Source organism: Candidatus Liberibacter sp. (assembly GCF_014048425.1).
In the GTDB taxonomy this organism is placed as follows: domain Bacteria; phylum Pseudomonadota; class Alphaproteobacteria; order Rhizobiales; family Rhizobiaceae; genus Liberibacter.
In genome coordinates, this window is record NZ_JACETX010000004.1 from 49,316 (window position 1) to 64,697 (window position 15,382).

The window sequence follows — 15,382 nt, forward strand, 5'->3', positions numbered from 1 at the left end:
GTTAAGGGTGGATATTTCTTTCTTTGTTTTTGTGAAGGGAGAGATTTTTGCTTTTTTTCAAAGCAATTAAATATCTCCGTGTTTTTCTGGAAAAAGGTATAGATGCGAAATAATTCTTGGCTTGTTGGTTTATATGCGGTTGTCGTTTTTCTAGGCACTGTGATTGCTGTGCCTAGTTTTCTTCCACAATCTTTGGTTGATGATTTTCCGTTTTTTATGTCGAAAAAATCTGTTTCTTTAGGATTGGATTTGCGCGGAGGATCTCATCTGGTTCTTGAAGTAGATGAAGAAGATTTAGTGCAAGAACGACTTCAAACAGTTCTGGGTGAATTACGCCTTTTTTTAAAGAAAGAAGACGTAAGTGTAATTTCGGCGCGTCGATTTAAAGACAAGATTGCTATCGTATTTGCAGATTCTGCTTTACGGGCTATTGCTGTTGATCGGTTAAAGAATTTTTTTCAAGATGTCGCATTTAAATCGAGATCTTATCGTAGAAGCGATTTCTTGATTACAGAGAATGCCGAAAAAGGTATAACCATTGCATTAAGCCAAGATAGTATTTCGAATATGGTCTCTTCTGCTGTTGAACGGAGTATAGAGATTATTCGTCAGCGTATTGATCAAATTGGTGTCAGTGAACCGACAATCCAGCGTGTGAGATCAAATCGTATACTTGTCCAGCTTCCAGGAGAACAAAATCCAGCGCGTTTGCGTCAACTTTTGGGGACGACTGCTAAAATGAGCTTTCGTATGGTGTCGGAAAAGGTTGACTCTCAAATGGGATTTTTGCCACCTGGTGTCAGTCTTTTGAAAGATGATTCTGGACATGAGTACCTTGTAAAAGATCAGGTTGAGATTGCCGGTGAACATTTGAATGGTGCTTCTGCTAATTTTGATTATAAAACCAACAGACCTATTGTTAGTATTAGTTTTGATGCGATTGGTACTTCCCGTTTTTTTGATGTTACACGGCATAATGTGGGTCGTATTTTTGCTGTAGTACTCGATGAAAAAGTATTGACTTCTCCGATTATTAATCAAGCTATTCCTAATGGTAGGGCACAAATATCCGGTAATTTTACAATAGAAACAGCAGGCGTATTGGCTGCTATGTTGCGTGCTGGTGCCTTGCCTGCCAAATTCAATATAGTAGAAGAGAGGATTGTAGGCGCCGATCTCGGAGCTGATTCGATATATCAAGGGTTATGTACAAGCTTGATGGGCTTTGCTCTTGTTGTGTTGTTTATGATGGTTCTCTATGGAAAGTGGGGACTTCTTGCTAATTTTGCGCTTCTATTAAATCTCATTCTTACTATTGCGTCTTTAACTTTGCTGGGTGCGACTTTAACTCTTCCAGGTATAGCAGGAATTGTTCTTGGAATAGGATTGGCTGTTGATGCCAATGTATTGGTGAATGAGCGTATACGTGAGGAAAGCAGAAAAGGTCACAGTGCTTTTTTGAGCATTGATACAGGTTTTTCCCGTGCGTATTCTACCATTGTTGATTCTAATGTTACTGCGCTTATAGCTACTGCGGTCCTCTTTTTTTACGGAAGTGGTCTTGTTCGTGGTTTTGCGATTACTATGGGTTTGTCGATTATTATTTCCATGTTTACGGCAATTTCTATTGTTCGTTCCATGATGATTTTCATTGTGCGGTATAAGAAGATTAAACGCATAGACATGAAACCATTGTTACGATTTTCTCTTATTCCAGACAATACTACTATTCAATTTATGAAAGCACGTTTTTGGGGAATCGGAACGTCTGCTATTCTTTCAATTTGTGCCGTTGTTCTCTTGTTTACGCATGGATTAAATTGTGGCATCGATTTTCGGGGTGGGATTCAAATAGGAGTTTCAACGGATCAGCCTTTGGATTTATCTGTTATTCGTTCTAAATTAGAACCTCTCCAAGTAGGTGAAATTTCTTTGCAGGGTTTTGATGGTGATAAAAATTTTCTCGTTCGATTGGGATATCAGCCTGGTAATAGCGATGCTCAGTCTCATGTATTGGGGTTGGTTAAGAAAAATTTAATGGAAATTGGCCCTTTTGTGCACGTACAGCATACAGAGATCATTGGACCTAAAGTTTCAGAGGAATTAATCAAAAAGGGAATTTTATCTGTGATCATTGCGGCTATTGCAATGTTAATTTATATTTGGATTCGTTTTGAATGGCCTTTTGCTGTAGGAGCAATAGCGACTCTAATATTAGATATAACAAAAACATTAGGTTTTTTTGCGTTAACCCAATTTGAATTTAATTTGACAGCTGTGGCTGCTATTTTAACCTTAGTTGGCTATTCGGTTAACGATAAGATCGTGGTATATGATTGTATGCGCAGAAATATGCGATTGCATCGTTCTCTTCCTTTGCGTGACCTGATAGATAAATCCATAAATGAGACTTTAGGTCGCAGTATTTATACTTCTGCAACAGCCTTTCTTTCTATGTTACCTATGGCAATTTGGGCAGGTGGATCTGTGTCAAGTTTTGCAGTTCCCATGGAATTTGGAATTTTTATAGCAGCTTCTTCATCTGTTTTTATTGCTGCGCCAATACTTTTATTTCTGGGAGATTGGCGTCGTCGTCATAGTAGGTAGACGCTGCGGATAGGGGATTTTTGGAGTAGCGGATAGGAAACTTTTTAATATCACGTCATTTTACGTTCTTGTTTTGAGATGTTGAGATATTGAGATATAATCCTAACGTCTTTGCTATGATGTAGGATAATCCTCTCATCAATTTGAGCTACACTACTATTAATTGTGGCAAGAAATTGATTTTCTTAATAGAACTAAGATATCACCTTTTAAACTCTCTTTCAGTAACCTACTTTCAGTTCCAAAATACTTATTTTTGATTTCAATATTGATGTCTCATCCTCTCAATCTTCTCCTTTAACTGTCAATTCAGAAACACAATCTTTCAATTGACTTTTGGATGATGTGCCGTATCTGTTACACGATATCATCATTGCGTTAGAAGGATATCCCGAGAGAGTGAATAAAAAAGCATAATTCTAAAGACAAGAAAAGAATCATAACTCAACCTCCAAATACATAAAAATAAATACATAAAATAAATAATAGTATTTATCCTCAATAAAGATTCTCTTATTCAAGTTAAGACTTGCACGGTATTTAATTGTTAGAGGCGTTATTCCTTTGCGGTTCTTCGCTTCTTCTCTCAAGAGATTGTTTCTTTTATTTGCGGGTTTTCGTACACGAATAATATCGTTAGAAAAAAGATTTAGTAAAGTCGCCCACCCAAAAAAAGCAAGACTAAACAAACAAAAAAATAAATCAAAAACAATAACTTATTTTTTAAGTATTGATTCATATAGGAAAAAAAAGATTTTCGATTTGAATATATGGTGCTGCAGAAGAGAATCGGACTCTCGACCTCTCCCTTACCAAGGGAGTGCTCTACCACTGAGCTACTGCAGCATTGAAGACAAAAATGAAGCTTTAACATATCGTATTGAGAAAGTTATAGCTATTAGTTTCTTATAAAATAAACAATGCAATTCTTTATCAAAGACAAAAAATGAGGCTTTAATATATCGTATTGAGAAAGTTATAGCTATTAGTTTCTTATAAGATAAAGAATGCAATTCTTTCGACGATAAGACTATAAAAGATCAGGTAAATTTTGTATAAGATCCTCTGTACCTTGTGTCTTATGCAGAAAAGGGGAGATGGTTGGTGAGAGATAAGGACGACAATGAGAAGGAAGTGGAAGTTTCTACCCTTAAAAAAAAAGTTGTAAATTCTCAGGAACTTCGCAAAATACGGTCGGCACAGATGTTACGAAAAAATTTGCATCGTCGTAAGGAACAGGGACGAGCACGTCTTAAAGATCAAGATATATAGTGCAATAATAATGGGATTTTCTAGATTTTGCTTTTAGAGTATTCAAGATAAAATGCGCTTGATTGCAATTTATGGTTTTATCCTTGATTTTTTTAGAAGAGGGGGTTCGGGTTTTCTAATCCGTAAAAAGTATGGATCGTATAAAAATTATTGGGGGAAATCAGCTTAATGGTGTTATTCCGATTTCTGGTGCAAAAAACGCATCTTTACCATTGATGATATCGTCGCTGTTAACTCGTGAAGAAGTGACATTGGAAAATGTTCCGCATCTAGCAGATGTGGAGCTTCTTATGCGTATTTTAGGAAATCATGGAGTTGACATATCTGTTGATGGAAAACGCAAAAATCAAGATGATGGTTATGCGCGTACGATGCATTTTAGATGTCGTAATATCGTTGACACTACTGGATCATATGATCTTGTATCTCAAATGCGAGCAAGTTTCTGGGTAATTGGTCCTCTTTTGGTGCGAGAAGGGCATGCGCGCGTATCTTTACCAGGCGGGTGTGCGATTGGGATACGGCCTGTTGATTTGTTTATTGATTCTCTAGAATCTCTTGGCGCTATTATAAAAATCGATGGTGGTTATATAGATGCTCGTGTTCCCAGCAAGGGATTAATTGGAACGAATTATACGTTCCCTAAAGTCTCTGTTGGCGCTACGCAAGTCATGATGATGGCAGCAAGCTTATCACAGGGCGATACGTCTATTCATAATGCTGCATGCGAACCAGAGGTTGTTGATCTTGCTCATTGTCTTAATTCTATGGGGGCAAAAATTTCTGGGATGGGTTCTTCTACAATAACGATAGAAGGAGTCACCAGTCTCTCTGGTACGCGGTATAAGATTCTTCCTGATCGGATTGAAGCAGGAACTTATGCGATGGCGATCGCTATGACAGGTGGTGATGTCGTATTACAAATGACGGATCCTTCGCTCTTAGATACTGTTTTTGATGTAATGCGTCGCGCTGGTGTGGATATCAATCTTGTAGATGGAGGTGTTCGTATCCGCTGGAATGGGGATAGACTCAGGCCGGTTGATGTTACAACGTCTCCTTTTCCTGGTTTTCCGACTGATTTGCAGGCGCAATTTATGGCAATGATGTGTCGTTCTTCGGGTGTTTCTTATATTACTGAAACGATTTTTGAAAATCGCTTCATGCATGTACAAGAATTAGCTCGTCTTGGTGCGCAGATTGTTCTTTCTGGTCAAACGGCTAGAGTTGAAGGAGTAGATCAACTTCGGGGAGCTCCGGTCATGGCAACAGATTTACGAGCTTCAGTTTCGCTAGTTATTGCAGCCTTAGCATCTCAAGGTGAAACTATGATTTCTCGCGTATATCACCTTGATCGTGGTTTTGAGTTTCTGGAAAAAAAACTGAGGAGATGTGGTGCTTTAATAGAGCGTGTTATTGGATAGTATTCGAGAAATGACCTTCTAAAATGAGCTGATATTTTAAGGATGATGCCATGAGATTGTTGGGCGCTTTTGGAAAAATTAAAATGATGTTTCTTGAATTTTTCGATTCGCACCGAACACAAATAACGTTATGCTATTATGATCTTGTGCTTAATGAGTAAAATCTTGATTTTGGATAAGTTTTTTATGCCATTGTTTTTAGACTTCATGATTGTGGCTGATAAAATCATATGCATCTGATATTTTTTATACTCACGAACAGGAAAGATTATATTCATAGTATTGATGATCTAAGGGGATATTTTTAAAACAGAAGAATCCCATACTTATTTATGCTAATCCGATTTTTATATAGTGTTTTATGGATGATTTTGGCTATTATCTTGTAATGACTCAGGGAAGTGGTTATCCACTAATTCTTATCCCTTTTAGCATAGAGGAAAATTATATACCTATATGTAAATATATACTGTCGTATCCGTTTTTTTTGAAATAGATGGATAGGTCTTGCAAGTAAGATTTAGGATCATTGTGAGAAGTCGACATTCATCATATTTCTGCGATGTTTCTTGTTTGTTCTTTCAGCATTCTCTGATTCAGAAAGGGTGCTAGATTTCTTTTACAGGTTGGCAACGGTTTTCTTATCTCTTATATATATATTGTTTTTTAGCTATGTGCCCAGTTTCAGCCTTTATCTCGGGGTTCACTAGCTTTAAGTTTGTCTTCTAAGCATTTTCCCATATGAGAAAGCTGTTATGCTTCTTATCTCTAAGTTTTGCTCCAACCAGTTTAGTTTTTGTTTTTCTACGTTAATCAGGTTAGAGTTCTGAATTCTTTTTTCATGCTTCAAGACCTAGATACTTCTCTACGCACAGGAGATAGTTTTTTGAAAAAATTTTAATGGTTTTTTTTTTATCACTGTTATATATTCTATTGTTTTTCAAGGAATGTAAATCGGAGGTTTCTGCTTGTACGAAAAACATAAAATAGCCATCTACAAAAGGCAAGATCAGGATAACATCAGAAGACAATTGAAGAATAAATCGGGAGATTTCTTGCTCATAAAAACAGGAATTCTCATAAGAATAACACTTAACTTCAAAAGTCGATAGAAGAAGATGCCTTTTACGCAACGGGTGAAATCGCAATTTTGCCATAGTACAGGTTTCGCTGCTTCGGGAATCCATGCTTTCAGATAGGTTGTTCATGTTGCCTTGATACAAAAATGGATTCCAGAAAAGTTATGTCATGCTTTGAATGCTGATTTCTCTTCAAGATTTATTTGCAGAATTTGTTCAACAGTAGAAACCAATTCGGATTCAGGAATCATGGTTTGTGCTACACGAGCTTCTCGCCAAGAGGCATTGCTTGTGATTTCTTGCGAAAGCTTTTTACCCTTAGCTAGATCTTTGATTTGTAGCATTCCCTCAGATAATTCTTTCTTGCCTTGAATAATAGCAATAGGGCAGTTTCGTCGATCAGCATACTTTAATTGATTCCCAAAATTTTTTGAAGATCCTTGAAACATTTCGGCACGTATGCCTGCTGCGCGTAGCGCTTGGGTATACATTTGATACCTTCCAAGGCTATCGATATCATGATCCATGACAGTTACGAGTACAGGGCCTTCTTGTGGTGACAATGATTCTATGTTTTGTAGGCTTTCCAAAGCTACAACAAGTCGTGATAGACCGATAGAAAAACCAGTTGCAGGTACAGATCTGCCATTGAATCGTGATACGAGACCATCATAACGTCCCCCGCCACCAACAGCTCCAAAGACTACAGACTGTTTCTTTTTGTTCAGAACCGGAAACAACAAAGAAGCTTCGTATACAGGACCTGTATAATATTCCAATCCCCTAATGACAGAAGGAGATATTTTAATACGATCGGAATCATATCCAGATTTTTTAATGATATCACTGATAAAATTCAGTTCAGCAATTCCTTCTTCTCCGGATGCTGTTCCTTTTACTAACTTGTATAATTCTTTAAGAGAATCCTCATGGTTGATAGAAACAAAAGATATGATTGTATCTATTTGTTCAGACGTGAGGTTGGCGCCCTTTGTAAAGTCACCAGATTCATCCTGACGTCCCTGGCCAAGTAATGCTTTTACTTCTTGTAGTCCGAATTTATCTAGCTTATCAATAGAACGCAGAACGGCTAATCTTTGTTCAACTTTATCTGCTCCTCCTAATCCAATTTTTTCTAGGATTCCATCAAGTATCTTGCGATTATTGACGCCGATTTGGTAATCATTGCGCTTTACCCCTATAGCTTCAAGTGTATCTGCCATCATCATGCACATTTCGGCATCCGATGTTCCTTGTTTTGCTCCAATATTATCTACATCGCACTGAACAAACTGTCGCAATCGTCCTGGACCTGGCTTTTCGTTACGAAAAACTTGTCCAATACGATATGTTCGATATGGAAAAGTTATTGCATTAAAATTTTCTTCCACATGACGCGCTAAAGGTGCGGTAAGGTCATAACGCAAGCTCATCCATTGACTGTCATCATCTTGAAGAGAAAAAACTCCTCTATTTGGTCTGTCATCATCAGGAAGAAATGTTCCTAAAGCGTTAGAGTATTCAAATAAGGGGGTCTCAATGGGATCAAAGCCATATCGTTCATATATATCTCTGATAGTATCGATAATTTTAGTCCGAACACGAACTTCTTTTGATGTATAATCAACAAATCCACGAGGTAATTCTGCCTTCAATTTTGGTGACTTTTCCATATTTTCTCACAAATATTATACGGGATTTTTATCCCTATGCAAAAGCAAAATATTTCGCAAAAATTGCTTCCCAAATAAAATCCTGAAAAAGGCTCACGACGTATGATTCACTACAACAAGTGATATACTTTATGTCAGAAGAATTTCCCTTACAACAAATACATAATCTTCAAAAAAAATATAGAGGAAATCCCTTATATTGCAATCTATTCTGAATATTTTGCGTATTATATCAACAGTATATATCCGTTTTATAAACTGGTATGTTATGTTAATTTCTCGAATAAATTGCAATTATGGAAATATTTTACAACAAAATATTGTAAAATATCATTGAAAGAGTTGTCGTAGTCGAAATTGTTTCATTTGAGGGTCTTTTTAGTGAACTATTTTCAAAAATCGAAAAGGTGTTATTGCATTTTCTGAGCAGATTGATAGTCTTTGAGAGCCTCTTTTGCGTAGTGTTATTTTTATATCAGTATTTTTGATTTTCGGGAGCCTTTTATTTTGTTCACTCAAGTTTATGCGCAATCACAATCGTCTATTTCATCTTCAGGTTCGGTAACCTCACCTATGGAAATGGCTGTGCTTTTTTCCGTCCTGATTTTCGTTTGGTATTTTTTGCTCATTCGCCCGCAACGTCAGCAGGCAAAAAGACGTGAAGATATGTTAAATAATTTGAGAAGGGGAGATTCTATTATCACGGGATCTGGGATAACGGGTAAAATAACAAAAGTTTTTGATGACTTGGAGGTCGAAGTGGAAATATGCGAGGGTGTACGTGTTCGTGTTATTCGCTCGTATATCTCTGATATTCGCTCAAAATCGGAACCTTTATGAGTCTTTGGTTTTTATTGGATATTAGTGCCAGGGAAGTGATTGATAAGTTCCTCCTCCCTATCAAGGTTGATGCTATTTCTTCTGAAGAGTGATGAAGAAATTTTATTGCATATAATGAATTCGAAGACTTGGCTATATGCTATCAAGGGCTGATAAAAAAGAATCCCTTGAGGGATGTCGGTTTATTCTCTCAAGAAGCCATTTTTCTGGTATTTTGGAGGTTTTTTTGGGGAGGGTATGCCGATAAAAAGATTAGAAAGAAAAAAATATTATTTAATTGATGCTGAAAAAGGTAGAGATAAAAAACAATGTTTTGTCCTCCTTGTCGCAATCGACTTGGGCTTATCGATGAATCTTTTCTTGATAATCGTCATAACTTTTTGATTGATCTTGATTCTCTGTGGTTTTGGTTGTTGATTGAATAGGTATGGTTTTTTAGAGATTTATAATCAATGACTAAGGTTTATAAATGGTTATATTATCTCAATATAGGCGGAAAGGTTAAGTCGAAGTATCCTTTTCCTTAACCCTTCTTCCATCCTTCTGGTTTTTGAACGAGAGAGGAACACGTTTTAACGCTTATAAGATACTCTAAGCTAATTTCCCATGTTGTTTGAGAAGGAGGATATCATTAGATACCGTTAGGATTGCTGTAGCTATCAGAGCTTTGTCTACAGCAGTTTTAGTCTTCTTCCATTTTTTAATATATTTTATAAGGCTTATTCCATCTTTTCCGAATTGAGCAATTTCTGTATCTGTGCTTTGAGCAATGGACTCCATTGCGGCTCCCAAATGTAATAATCTATCTGCGACTTCCTCGATTGTTCCGTCGAAGAGATGATCCGCAAGATGAAGCTTTCCGTTTTGTATGTATAGGGATGAAGATTCGGGGATAGGGGGATTATTTTGTAATGGATCGGCACTACAAGACGCTAAAGATATCAAAAATGCAGATAATAAAACAGCTAAATACTTAAAAATCATCATAAAAACCTCTCGTATAAAATACTTAAAACAATATATTTTTATATTAAAAAAAATAATCACTAATATATAAATTAATATTATATGATAAAATGATTTTCTTTAAGTATGTTAAAACATAAAAAATGATTATAATTAAAAAATAAATTTTTATATATTTATATTTAAGATTTATTTATTTTTAATTTCAATTTTTTACAATATAAAAATTTTTTAATATAATCTAATATATATCTATATACTAATAATCACTAAAAATCGTTCTTTTTCTATTTTATAATATAAAAATACCCTATTTTTACTTACTTTAAACAAAATTACAGGCATAAATCATGTCGAAAATCGTATGATATTTGCTTTGCACCCTATTGCTAATCCTATCATCATTTTCTTACATAGCTTTTAAATATCAAAAATATCTCTCCAATTTTCAGGAGGATGATTCTAAAAGTTGAAACGTCAATAATTGAGGATGGTGTAAAATGTATTGCTATCTTTGACGGGGAAAAAGCTCATTCCATAAATAAGCTTGGCATCGTTACTAGTGCTATTTGTTGAAGGAAATCATCTGGAAATTCCAAGCATTTGATTCACCATGAAAAATCCGATACTGGCTAAAATATACGTTGAGTCATTTTATTTTAAAAAAAACTGAAATTTGTCCCAAAAGAAATTTGATAATATTTCATCATCACCATCACTTTCTTGTATGAGTTTTGTAACTTTAACAGTTGCTTTGCAAAAAAAAATAAGACCCAAACCCATCGTCGAAAAGACGAATAAGATTCATAATATTACGAAAACCAACATAGAATAAAAGAATTTTCTTGTTATAGGAGAAGGGATAAAATAGCATGCAGCATAATATAAAATGCTATAAAAACAATATTTTAATCAATAATCATGAGAAGATTTTATATAAAAAACGCATATGCGTATTAGCGATCGAAAACCTTGTTGCCAGAAAAATCCAAATTAATAGGTGCAAAACCAAACTGTATAGGTAAAAGCATCATGAGGTTTCAGTGCTTTTATCAAGAAGAGGATGATGATTGCTTGAAAATCCTAGTGGATCTTTATCTGGTTGTAATCCGTTTGTATATCCCCCACCATTCATTGAGGTTTCTTGAGTCGATTGTTTGCGAAGATTTTTTAATTTTTTAATTTCGTCTCGTATTCGTGCGGCTTTTTCAAAATCAAGATTTTCTGCTGCAAGTAGCATTTGTTTTCGTAATAATTTCAAGTGGGAATCTAGATCTTTGTTTGACTGCGAGAAATCTGCGATATTTTGTATAAAAGGTGTACCATGATATTCCTCTGCAAAGCTGGGATCCATGACTTCAAGTATTTTTTCTTTCACTGATTTTGGTTTTATATTGTATTTTGTGTTGTGTTGTATTTGTTTTTCACGCCTTCTTGCCGTTTCTTCCATCGCTGATTGCATGGATTTTGTTACCATATCAGCATAAAGAATAACTTTGCTATTAACATTGCGTGCTGCACGGCCAATGGTTTGTATCAATGAAGTTTTTGAGCGCAAAAAACCTTCCTTATCCGCATCAAAAATAGCTACAAGTCCGCATTCAGGAATATCAAGTCCCTCACGCAAAAGATTGATTCCTACCAGAACATCAAATTTTCCAAGACGAAGATCACGTATAATTTCAATGCGTTCTAAAGTATTCACTTCGGAGTGTATATAGCGTATGCGGATAGAACGCTCAGAAAGATATTCTGTTAAATCTTCTGCCATACGTTTTGTGAGCACGGTTAAAAGGATGCGGCAACCATCTTGAATTTTTTGCTGTATTTCGCCGAATACATCATCTACTTGTGTGCGAGCAGAGCGCACTTCTACAGGTGGATCGACAAGACCAGTAGGACGAATGATCTGTTCGACAAAGACGCCATTACATTGTTCACATTCCCATGATCCAGGAGTTGCCGAAACTGCGATAGTGGTTGGTCGCATGCAATTCCATTCCTCAAAACGCAAAGGACGATTGTCTATGCATGATGGCAAACGAAAACCATATTCAGCTAAAGTTGCTTTTCGCCGAAAATCACCACGATACATGCCAGCTATTTGAGGAATCGAGACATGACTTTCATCAACAAATAATAATGCATTTTCGGGAATATATTCAAAAAGCGTCGGAGGAGGTTCGCCAGGATTGCGTCCCGTGAGATAGCGTGAATAATTCTCAATGGACTGACAGGAGCCGGTTGCTTCCAGCATTTCCAGATCATAATGGATGCGTTGTTCAAGGCGTTGGGATTCCAGAATGCGTCCTGATTCCTCCAGTTCAATAAGACGAAGCTTCAGTTCTTCCTTAATACGTTTAATGGCTTCATTGAGCGTTGGTCGTGGAGTGACATAATGCGAATTAGCGTATATCTTTATTGATTGCAGATGTTTAAAATCTTTGCCAGTTAGAGGATCAAATTCGGTAATTATTTCAATATCATCACCAAACATGCTGATCCGCCATGCAGAACTTTCCAGATGAGAAGGGAAAATCTCAATAGAGTCACCTCGAACTCGAAAGGAGCCACGGGTAATCTCTATATCGTTTCGCTTATATTGTTGCTGTATGAGAAAAGAAAAAAGATCTTCTTGTTGTATAGAATCCCCAATTTTTATCTGTAAAATCATTTTAGAATATGTTTCAACCGATCCTATGCCGTATATGCAGGAGACTGAAGAGACGACAATACAATCACGACGTTCTAGCAGAGAGCGTGTGGCAGAGTGTCGCATACGATCAATCAAATCATTAATAGAAGATTCTTTTTCAATATAGGTATCTGTACGAGGGACATAGGCTTCTGGTTGATAATAATCATAGTAAGAAACAAAATACTCAACGGCATTGTTTGGAAAAAAATTTTTAAACTCGGAATAAAGTTGTGCAGCTAAAATTTTATTAGGAGCCATGACGAGAGTTGGTCTCTGCGTTTGTTCAATGACATTAGCCATGGTAAAAGTTTTGCCTGATCCGGTTACGCCGAGCAAGAGTTGTGTCTTTTCTCCCGCTAAAACTCTTTCTACTAGGCTGGAAATAGCGGAGGGTTGATCTCCGGAAGGTTGATATTCAGTGTGTATTTTAAACGGAATGATATTCTCCAAATTTTCCATCGTTGGACGATGTGGGATCCAGGGTTTGCCGTTTTTAAAAAGTGGATTTTCTGATTGTATCAAGCGGGAAAGAAATTGCACTGATGGTGTCATATCAGTGCCGATATCGGTTCTTCGTATTGTATCTTTTGCAGAGACTATATTACCTTTTGAATTAGAAATTATTTTAGCGGAGGAATGTAAAGAAGTATCTTTTGTTTTTGGTTCGTGAGGAGATTTTTCCTTGCGTATACGCTTTGCTACGTTTTTACGATGTTTTCCCGCCGCAGAACGGATTTGACGCATTTCATTTATACTCATTTGCTTTTCCGATTCTAATAGCATTTTTTCTTCTGAAAAAATGCTATTATCACTTATAGAAGAAGCAAACTCCGATGAATTTCGAGAAGTTTTTTCGAAATGTTTGTCGTGATCTTTTTTTGACATTCTATAAATTATGGTCTTTTTGATATCCTACAAGGTGCAAAGAACAATGGTTTCAAGTAAAATAATGACGTATCAATTCGAAAACGTTATCCCTTGTTAGGAGCTATTGTTTTTCGGTTATAACTGATCTTGAATTTCCATTTTTATCAAGGGCAACCATAACAAAAATTGCTTCCGAAACCTTGTTAAAATCTTCCTGCAAATATCGATAAGATGTCCAAATACTACAGTATACTGTAATGGAAGTTCGACCGATTTTACGAGTTTCAGTATAGATGTGAACAACATCGCCTACCTTCACAGGTTTTTCAAATAACAATTCTTTGACTGCTCTTGTTGCGACACTTCCTTTGGCTATTTGGCTTGCATGTATACCGCAGGCTATATCCATCTGTGACATAAGCCATCCACCAAAAATATTGCCATCTAAATTGACATCAGTTGGCATGGTTTGAACTTTGAGCATTAATTTATCTGGAGAGGGATGAATGTTATTCATCGAAAGACCTTCCTACAAAAAGATTGCCACCTCAATTGATATTGTGGTTGGCATGGTTTTAAACTTTGAGTATTCATTTGTCTGGAGAAGGCAGCAGAATACGATTTATCTATATATCATCTACTCAAAATATTACCACCTCAATTGATATTGTGGTTGGCATGGTTTGAACTTTGAGCATTCATTTGTCTGGAGAAGGCAGCAGAATACGATTTATCTGTATATCATCTACTCAAAATATTGCCACCTCCATTGATATTGTGGTTGGTATTGCAATATACTATCGCATTTCCAGAGACTTTGGAGTTACCAGATACTTGATTGCTATCACATACTTCAGCATCCCTAAATACTCTGGCACAATCATATACTCTGGAATCCCCACCTAACCAGGCATCTTCATATACTCTGGCGTTACCAGATACTTGAGAATTTCCGTATTGAAGAAAATAAACCTATGAAAAGAAATATTCTGTGCTATACAGGCTAAGATTTTTTTAACATTCACTGGAAAGAAAATCGCAGCAATCAGGATCTGCCAGTCCTTAGCATCCACTACACATATAAATATAAAGAAAAATGACAATATTGGAAGAAAATGACGTCCTCAAGAAATGGATAAAATTAACAGAAAAATTGTCTCCTAACAATAAATTGAATTATCGTGATGCCGTAAAACACCGCCCAGAGCTTGTTGGGGGTGGTGGGATATGCGTCGGTCATTTCGGGATAATGGAATCACGGACTATAGAAGGACGTCAGAAAGCAGTAAACGATCTATTAACCCCTCGGTTTGTTAAAGGTATTATTAAAAGCGTGTCTGCTTTGGTAGATTGCTCGCAATAAAGACCAATACTTGCATCGTTGGCTTTTGGGTGTGTGATAGGACAATGAGGATTTTCAAAAAGAAGAGATGATTTGAAGAGATATAATCTCTTTCACTTTAAGTTTCTTATCTTTAACTCGTCGACTAATTTCCTGTAATTATTGAATGCTCTATCATAATTATAGATTTTTTCCACGTTTTTGGAGGTTGCATACGTATATTCGTAGAGGTATTCTTTTCTTTTAGCTTGAGCTTCTTTATATTTTTTCCCACTATTTTATAGTCAATGGACAGTGTACTTCCACGATGTATATCGAAAAGAAAACAATAAACATGAGCTGGAATTACAAAAGATTTCCTTAAAAGCCGATCGTAATCGTATTGAATTGGCTAGGATAGACGGCAATATCAAGATTGAAAGTGACACCATTAACGCTGATAATATGGCTCTCATAGAGGCAACCAAAGCACAAAGTGCCAAAAGTGGTAAGATGGATAGACGGTTTGAGTTCTCTCATAAAACCCCTAATTACTATCCAATGGGTTATTTTGTTTTATCCACTAGCCAAGATGTGTAGAACGACGCTGAATGAAGCAACACGGTATCACTGTT

General features: G+C 36.3%; 11 protein-coding genes, 1 tRNA gene and 1 pseudogene. 6 read left to right on the forward strand and 7 right to left on the reverse strand.

Features of this window, described 5'->3' with window-relative positions:
- The first annotated feature begins 102 nt into the window (after nt 1–102).
- Nucleotides 103–2,607 carry a protein translocase subunit SecD gene (gene secD, locus H0G72_RS01140; RefSeq protein WP_182016777.1) on the forward strand — a complete coding sequence of 835 codons (2,505 nt, stop codon included), beginning with the start codon at nt 103–105 and terminating at the stop codon, nt 2,605–2,607.
- 771 nt (nt 2,608–3,378) lie between these two features.
- Here secD and H0G72_RS01145 read toward each other — a convergent pair.
- Nucleotides 3,379–3,453 (reverse strand) — tRNA-Thr (locus H0G72_RS01145).
- Nucleotides 3,454–3,711: 258 nt separating this feature from the next.
- On the opposite strand from H0G72_RS01145, the gene H0G72_RS01150 reads away from it, so the two are divergent.
- Nucleotides 3,712–3,879, forward strand: a complete 168-nt coding sequence (locus H0G72_RS01150; RefSeq protein ID WP_182016803.1) for a hypothetical protein — start codon at nt 3,712–3,714, stop codon at nt 3,877–3,879.
- A gap of 131 nt (nt 3,880–4,010) precedes the next feature.
- Entirely contained in the window at nt 4,011–5,303 is a 1,293-nt protein-coding gene (gene murA / locus H0G72_RS01155) for a UDP-N-acetylglucosamine 1-carboxyvinyltransferase (protein WP_182016779.1), read from the forward strand.
- An 839-nt stretch (nt 5,304–6,142) separates the two neighbouring features.
- Here murA and H0G72_RS01160 read toward each other — a convergent pair.
- The gene (locus tag H0G72_RS01160; protein ID WP_182016781.1) at nt 6,143–6,511 is read right to left on the reverse strand and encodes a hypothetical protein; all 369 of its coding nucleotides are present in this window, start codon (nt 6,509–6,511) and stop codon (nt 6,143–6,145) included.
- 38 nt (nt 6,512–6,549) lie between these two features.
- Nucleotides 6,550–8,055 carry a histidine--tRNA ligase gene (gene hisS / locus H0G72_RS01165; protein WP_182016783.1) on the reverse strand — a complete coding sequence of 502 codons (1,506 nt, stop codon included), beginning with the start codon at nt 8,053–8,055 and terminating at the stop codon, nt 6,550–6,552.
- Between the two features lie 504 nt (nt 8,056–8,559).
- Here hisS and yajC point away from each other — a divergent pair.
- Nucleotides 8,560–8,895: a preprotein translocase subunit YajC gene (yajC, locus tag H0G72_RS01170; RefSeq protein ID WP_409049305.1), complete on the forward strand. Its 336-nt coding sequence runs from the start codon at nt 8,560–8,562 to the stop codon at nt 8,893–8,895.
- Nucleotides 8,896–9,486: 591 nt separating this feature from the next.
- On the opposite strand, the gene H0G72_RS01175 is transcribed toward yajC, so the two are convergent.
- The 4 genes and pseudogenes from H0G72_RS01175 to H0G72_RS06395 form a co-directional block, all read right to left on the reverse strand.
- Nucleotides 9,487–9,882: a hypothetical protein gene (locus H0G72_RS01175; protein WP_182016785.1), complete on the reverse strand. Its 396-nt coding sequence runs from the start codon at nt 9,880–9,882 to the stop codon at nt 9,487–9,489.
- Between the two features lie 1,009 nt (nt 9,883–10,891).
- On the reverse strand, nt 10,892–13,318 hold the full coding sequence (gene uvrB, locus H0G72_RS01180; RefSeq protein ID WP_409049304.1) for an excinuclease ABC subunit UvrB: 2,427 nt from the start codon (nt 13,316–13,318) through the stop codon (nt 10,892–10,894).
- A gap of 229 nt (nt 13,319–13,547) precedes the next feature.
- Nucleotides 13,548–13,943 (reverse strand): acyl-CoA thioesterase, encoded by a 396-nt coding sequence (locus H0G72_RS01185; protein WP_182016787.1) that lies wholly within the window; start codon nt 13,941–13,943, stop codon nt 13,548–13,550.
- Nucleotides 13,944–14,167: 224 nt separating this feature from the next.
- Nucleotides 14,168–14,371: pseudogene (locus H0G72_RS06395) on the reverse strand (hypothetical protein); the annotation flags it as partial.
- Nucleotides 14,372–14,522: 151 nt separating this feature from the next.
- Between H0G72_RS06395 and H0G72_RS01190 the strand changes: the two are divergent.
- Both H0G72_RS01190 and H0G72_RS01195 read left to right on the forward strand, forming a co-directional pair.
- The gene (locus H0G72_RS01190) at nt 14,523–14,789 is read left to right on the forward strand and encodes a hypothetical protein (protein ID WP_182016789.1); all 267 of its coding nucleotides are present in this window, start codon (nt 14,523–14,525) and stop codon (nt 14,787–14,789) included.
- A 273-nt stretch (nt 14,790–15,062) separates the two neighbouring features.
- The gene (locus tag H0G72_RS01195) at nt 15,063–15,347 is read left to right on the forward strand and encodes a hypothetical protein (RefSeq protein ID WP_182016791.1); all 285 of its coding nucleotides are present in this window, start codon (nt 15,063–15,065) and stop codon (nt 15,345–15,347) included.
- Nucleotides 15,348–15,382: the final 35 nt, after the last annotated feature.